Annotated in this window: 8 protein-coding genes; 1 reads left to right on the top strand and 7 read right to left on the bottom strand. The window is 39.5% G+C overall.

The features are described 5' to 3' along the window. The 5 genes from rplM to ACTF5Q_RS11935 all read right to left on the bottom strand — a co-directional run. On the bottom strand, positions 1–242 hold a 242-nt coding region (gene rplM / locus ACTF5Q_RS11955), incomplete at its 3' end, for a 50S ribosomal protein L13 (protein ID WP_438954826.1). A 192-nt stretch (positions 243–434) separates the two neighbouring features. Further along, entirely contained in the window at positions 435–1,019 is a 585-nt protein-coding gene (locus ACTF5Q_RS11950; protein ID WP_438954825.1) for an HNH endonuclease, read from the bottom strand. Between the two features lie 115 nt (positions 1,020–1,134). Then, the gene (locus ACTF5Q_RS11945) at positions 1,135–1,800 is read right to left on the bottom strand and encodes an alpha/beta hydrolase (protein WP_438954824.1); all 666 of its coding nucleotides are present in this window, start codon (positions 1,798–1,800) and stop codon (positions 1,135–1,137) included. Then, a complete protein-coding gene (locus ACTF5Q_RS11940; protein ID WP_438954823.1) occupies positions 1,797–2,429 on the bottom strand; it encodes a DNA-3-methyladenine glycosylase family protein in 633 nt (210 codons plus the stop codon). The genes ACTF5Q_RS11945 and ACTF5Q_RS11940 overlap by 4 nt, the downstream gene beginning before the upstream one ends. After that, complete coding sequence (locus tag ACTF5Q_RS11935) at positions 2,426–3,166, bottom strand: precorrin-6A/cobalt-precorrin-6A reductase (RefSeq protein ID WP_438954822.1); 741 nt, start codon at positions 3,164–3,166, stop codon at positions 2,426–2,428. The genes ACTF5Q_RS11940 and ACTF5Q_RS11935 overlap by 4 nt, the downstream gene beginning before the upstream one ends. An 87-nt stretch (positions 3,167–3,253) precedes the next feature. Between ACTF5Q_RS11935 and ACTF5Q_RS11930 the strand changes: the two genes are divergently transcribed. Further along, positions 3,254–4,471, top strand: a complete 1,218-nt coding sequence (locus ACTF5Q_RS11930; protein WP_438954821.1) for an MFS transporter — start codon at positions 3,254–3,256, stop codon at positions 4,469–4,471. Here ACTF5Q_RS11930 and ACTF5Q_RS11925 read toward each other — a convergent pair. Both ACTF5Q_RS11925 and ACTF5Q_RS11920 read right to left on the bottom strand, forming a co-directional pair. After that, a complete protein-coding gene (locus ACTF5Q_RS11925) occupies positions 4,468–5,244 on the bottom strand; it encodes a squalene/phytoene synthase family protein (protein WP_438954820.1) in 777 nt (258 codons plus the stop codon). The genes ACTF5Q_RS11930 and ACTF5Q_RS11925 overlap by 4 nt on opposite strands. Positions 5,245–5,308: 64 nt before the next feature. Beyond that, on the bottom strand, positions 5,309–5,446 hold a 138-nt coding region (locus ACTF5Q_RS11920; RefSeq protein ID WP_438954827.1), incomplete at its 5' end, for an alpha-isopropylmalate synthase regulatory domain-containing protein.

The following is a 5,446-nucleotide window of genomic DNA, read 5'->3' as shown; positions in this document are numbered from 1 at the left end:
CCAGGGTGACCGGTATGCCAGTAAAAATTTTCTTCTCTCTTCTTACCAGTCATCTGAATTTTCTCAGCATTAACGACGATTACATTATCGCCACAGTCCATGTGCGGCGTGAAAGAGGCCTTGTGTTTACCGCGCAAACGCATAGCTATAATGGACGCTAAACGGCCAAGTACTATGCCATCTGCATCGATTAAGATCCATTTCTTTTCTATGTCTGCTGGAGTTGCAGTATATGTCTTCATTTAATACAACCTTGCTATTACTAAAATATTTAAGCAGTTCGATCAGGCGGTTATACCGCCATCACAGGCAAGGTCAAGTACAATAAATTAAATATTTTTATTTAAAAACATATAGTTAAAAATATGGTAATATAATACCGTAGTAATTTTGCTTAAAACGCGTGCTGTTTGAAAGAACCTACCATTACGATATTAGGCATCCAGCTCTGCATCCCAATACAAAAAGTCCATCCAACTTTCATGCAAATAATTAGGGGGAAATTTTCTTCCAACATTCATCATCTGATGAGGCTCAGGACGTACGGGTTTACGCCGCAGATGAAGTCCAGAATTTTGAAGTGTTTTCGACCCCTTTTTCAAATTACATGGACTACAAGCCGCAACTACATTTGCCCAATTAGTAGTTCCACCGTGGGACCGCGGCACTACATGGTCAAACGTCAAATCACCTTTGGATCCGCAATATTGACAAGAAAACTCATCTCTAAGAAAAAGGTTAAATCTGGTAAATGCTACTTTTTTTTGAGGCCTAACATAATCCTTCAATACGACTACCGATGGTATTTTTATACTTATTGATGGACTATTCACATAATCATCGTACTCGGCCACAATATCGACTCTTTCCATAAATGCAGCTTTTACTGCATCTTGCCAACACCACAAAGAGAGAGGGTAATAAGAAAGAGGTCTGTAATCAGCGTTGAGAACTAATGCGGGATTGTTTTTGGTAGACGTAGGATGCCTTACGAATTCATTCCTAAAGTCTGCCTCCATACGAATGCCCCCTAGCAGTCAATTTCCCTTGCGGATGACTATATATTGAGTTTAGCTCCTGGCAACCCCCATTTTGTGGCACATTCTAAAAAATCTAAATTATATATTTTTTCCTTTAAAAACCTAACTGGTCGCGTAAGAACGCTAATGAAACACCCAACCCATCAGGAGCTATTCCATGCCCAGTACCTTTTTGAATATGAGCATAAACGTCTTTGAATCCTGCCGCCTGTAATCCTTCCACCCCCTCGGGCATTGATCGTGGCGGTACGACCTCATCCTGATCGCCATGTACAAACACCACTGGCATATGGCTAACCACCTCGTCAACGAGAATTTCCGGCTCTAATAGTCGACCAGAAATCGCCACAACACCCGCCACAGGATCTTCTCTTCTAGGAGCAACATGCAATGCCATCATTGTGCCTTGAGAGAATCCAAACAAGGCTAATTGCTCCGGTAAAATATCTTCATCGACCATTAAAGCGTCAAGGAACGCATTCAAATCATCAACAGCTGACAGCATCCCCTTTTTGCTCTCCTCCTCACTTGAACCATCGATCCAAGGTATAGGAAACCACTGGTAACCCATTGGACTTCCGGCACAATTCTCAGGAGCATCAGGGGATACAAATAATGTATCAGGCAAATGCTCGGCTAAAGGTTCTGCCAATCCTAGTAAATCATCCCCATTTGCTCCATACCCATGAAGAAAAACCACAACCGAACGCAGCTCACCAGACTTTGGAGCAATGCGTTTAGATTTCAAAACACGCGTCATACTATGCCTTCTCTATTTTTTGCAAAACTATAATAATCCCATAATAAAAGTGCTGCGACAGATCGCCATGGAGACCAGTCCGTTGACAACTGTCTTAGCTCACCTTCAGTTGGACGCTCACCAAGTGAGAATAATATTCTTGCACTTTCTTTCAAAGCAAGATCTCCCGCCGCAAAAATATCCGCCCTCTTTAAACTAAACATGGCATAAATCTCAGCAGTCCAGACACCAATTCCAGGAACTTCTGTCAAAATCCTTATAACTTCATCATCACTCTTTCGCCGGAGCGCTATATAATCCAAATCTGCTGCTGCTAACGCTTTTGCATACCTAATTTTTTGTCGACTGAGGCCGACAGAATTCAAGCGCTCCTCATTAGTCTTCAAAATTCGATTAGGATCTAAAAAATTTTCAATTTCCAGTCGAGACCAAATGGCCTTTGCCGCAGCAACCGAAACCTGCTGACTCACAATTGCCTGCAATAAGGTTTGAAATCCATCTGGCCTTAAACGTAGTTTGGGCATTCCAGTATGCTCTAGTACATATTCAAAGCGTGGTTCACAGGAAGTAAGTGCGTCAATAGCTTGAGCTAAGATTTCATCAGACTCAATCAGAATTCTTTTCGTCATAAATTATGATCCATCCATTTAAATATTCCTTGAATCGTATCAATTCCATTGCCCCATGACTTTTCAGGCCTTTCTATCATTATTACTGATATATTAATAGCACGTGCGGCTTCTACTTTGGCAAAACTACCTTCACCTCCCACATTTTTTATTACTAAGATATCTATTTTAAGCGACCTAAATAAACTTATTTCATCTTTTAATGAAAAAGGAGGATCGCCGTAAATAAACTTACCGTTATCTAATGGGCAGTGCATTTTAACCTTGCCAAGTCTTCTAATAAAAAATTTAGAACTTAAAAGTTTGGAAAATTTTTCCAACCCAATTCGCCCAGTTGCTATGAACACATTTGATCCATCAGGAATTGTTTTCGCTGCCTCATCCAATGTTCGCACGCTAGTCCAGTTATCATCAATCGTTGGGGTCCAAGGAGGTCTTAAAAAATGAGTATGCTTTATGTTTGCTAATTTAGAGGCTCTCTGACGAAGTTCAGTACTTTCTTTGTCAAATGGATGGCTAGCATCAATAAGAGCTTCAATGCCGTTTTCGATCAAAAAACGATGAAAGAATTCCTCATTTTTCAAAGAAGATATTTCCCCTGCAACCTTTAAATTCGCACGAAGACGAGATCTCTTATCTACAAAAATATGAACGTTGAATTCTGCACGAAGACCTAGTTCCGTAGCCAGTTGTAAACCATCTCCAGTTCCAACCAATATAAGAATATTTACACTCATAGATCGCATTTACCTTTTTAGAACTGGCTTTACGTTTTCAGACCTTATAAACGTGTCTAGTCGCATATATCTCAAGAGTTAAACATAATGTTTAAAGATGATGAAAATAGTTTGGCACGTCGGAATTTGATCATTCTGATTTTAGCACAAGCAACCGTTGGAAACCAAATGGTTATGATTTTTATCGTAGGCGGACTAGCGGGTCAGTCATTAGTAACTAACCCTTGTTTTGCAACCTTACCAATATCATTAATTGTAATGGGATCCATGCTATCCGCAAATCCATTATCCCTTATAATGCAGAAATACGGAAGGCGTGCTGGATTTTTACTTGGAACACTTGGTGGGGCCTTAGGTGGCATTATCGGGTGCATCGGACTTTATTTATCTGATTTTTCAATATTCCTGATCGGAAGCTTTTTAAGTGGTATTTATATGTCCGCTCAAGGTTTTTATCGGTTTGCCGCTACGGATACTGCATCCAAAGGCTTCAAACCAAAAGCAATTTCATATGTTATGGCTGGTGGCTTAATTTCGGCAATTATTGGACCTCAGCTCGTTAAACTCACTTCCAGCAGTCTAATAATACCCTTTTTGGGAACATATTTAACTGTAATTTTGTTAAACTTGATTGGAGCCTTTTTGTTTTTATATCTAAAAATACCACTCCCAAGACCTGAACAAAATAAACATTATGGAAGTAGGTCTTACAGTCAAATACTGAAAACACCGGAATTACTTGTTGCTATAATTTGTGCAATGGTAGCATACGCTCTTATGAATTTAGTAATGACATCAACACCGTTGGCAGTAGTAGGCTGTGGCTTTACTGAGAATAACGCGGCCGATATAGTGTCAATGCATGTTTTGGCGATGTTTATTCCATCTTTCTTTACTGGTCACCTTATAGTTCGGTTTGGAAATATTAAGATAATTAGTGCCGGACTATTGATACTAAGTGCTTCAGGGATCGTGGCATTGTCCGGAATAAGTTTAGCGAACTTCTCAATCGCTCTAGTCTTATTGGGGATCGGGTGGAATTTTGGATTTATAGGAGCAACAAGCCTTTTAGCAAATTCACATGCGCCAGAAGAGCGCGGTAAAATACAAGGATTTAATGATTTTATAGTTTTTGGAGGAGTTACGGTAGCTTCCCTTGCCTCAGGGGGACTGATGAATTGTGCGGGCAGTTCAGCAGCCTCTGGATGGAATGCAGTAAATATCGCAATGCTTCCATTTTTGATCCTAGCTGGTTTAGCAATTTTATTTTTATCCCAAAACAACAGGACAAATAATACTATTTAGAACGTCTTCAAAAAAGCTTTCATAACAAAAGTAAGTGTCATTCGCCGATTTTCCAACTTTGCGACGGTGCTATCTATTTTTTCAAGATTTTTCGAAATCGCACTTAAAATTTTCTTACTTTTCCAACCAGTAAATAAAACCCACTGCTCTTGTTCTGTGAAGTCATACCATTTTATTTTAGCAATTTCTAAGTTCTCTAAGGAAATGTTGCACTGCTCCTCAATTTCATTAGTTGGCAGTCCAGAAATTGGCACCTTACCCGCTTTTTTGAGGCCAGGGGTCGCCATCAGATAGTTAGCCAAGGCGATAGCCATGCATGCATTTTGGAAATCTTTTTCATTTTTTCCTCGTTCATACCCAGCTGCCACTCGAAACAGGATAACAGTTGTATCAAATAAATATTTTTTCAGCTCAATGAAGTCTCTAAACTTATTAGAATATACGTCCCACTTTCTTGCGTTAACGAATACTTTCAACTCTTCTGCCTGAATTTTTCCAATACATTTGGACAAAGGAGTTGCCACAGAATGTTTTCGTACCGCTTTCTCACCTATTATCTCGTCAAGAGCATCTAACCACCACTGCAGTCGAATTTCTGCAATCATTGGTTCTTTGGTGATATAGGGAGCCCTAGAAATTTCAACATTAAACGCAAAAATTACGAAATAGTAAGGCCTAAGCTTTTCTGGAGCGGCCATAATACTTCGAAATCTCTGCGGGTCACTTTTCTGTAAAAGAGAAGCACAAAATTTTACATCTTCATCAAAAATCATACAGTTAATTTACTAAAAAAACCTCAACTAAGTTCTGGGATTCAGACAGAGAAGTTAAGGGAAGTTAAAAATCTCTTAAAATTTTCCAATTCATTGCATCTATCAGTGCGTCAAAACTTGCATCAACAATATTTGCAGAAACACCTACAGTAGCCCAACGTCTTCCCGTACTGTCCTCACTATCAATGACCACTCTTGTTAC

The sequence above is a fragment of the Candidatus Salinivivens marinus genome (assembly GCF_965655845.1).
In the GTDB taxonomy this organism is placed as follows: Bacteria; Pseudomonadota; Alphaproteobacteria; order Rhodobacterales; family Rhodobacteraceae; genus Salinivivens; species Salinivivens marinus.
This window is presented reverse-complemented; position numbering and strand designations above follow the sequence as displayed.

What these genes read in the sequence shown, in the direction of transcription:
- ACTF5Q_RS11950 (WP_438954825.1), bottom strand. Translation starts at nt 1,019, where the DNA reads ATGGAGGCAGACTTTAGGAATGAATTCGTAAGGCATCCTACGTCTACC.
- ACTF5Q_RS11945 (WP_438954824.1), bottom strand. Translation starts at nt 1,800, where the DNA reads ATGACGCGTGTTTTGAAATCTAAACGCATTGCTCCAAAGTCTGGTGAG.
- ACTF5Q_RS11940 (WP_438954823.1), bottom strand. Translation starts at nt 2,429, where the DNA reads ATGACGAAAAGAATTCTGATTGAGTCTGATGAAATCTTAGCTCAAGCT.
- ACTF5Q_RS11935 (WP_438954822.1), bottom strand. Translation starts at nt 3,166, where the DNA reads ATGAGTGTAAATATTCTTATATTGGTTGGAACTGGAGATGGTTTACAA.
- ACTF5Q_RS11930 (WP_438954821.1), top strand. Translation starts at nt 3,254, where the DNA reads ATGTTTAAAGATGATGAAAATAGTTTGGCACGTCGGAATTTGATCATT.
- ACTF5Q_RS11925 (WP_438954820.1), bottom strand. Translation starts at nt 5,244, where the DNA reads ATGATTTTTGATGAAGATGTAAAATTTTGTGCTTCTCTTTTACAGAAA.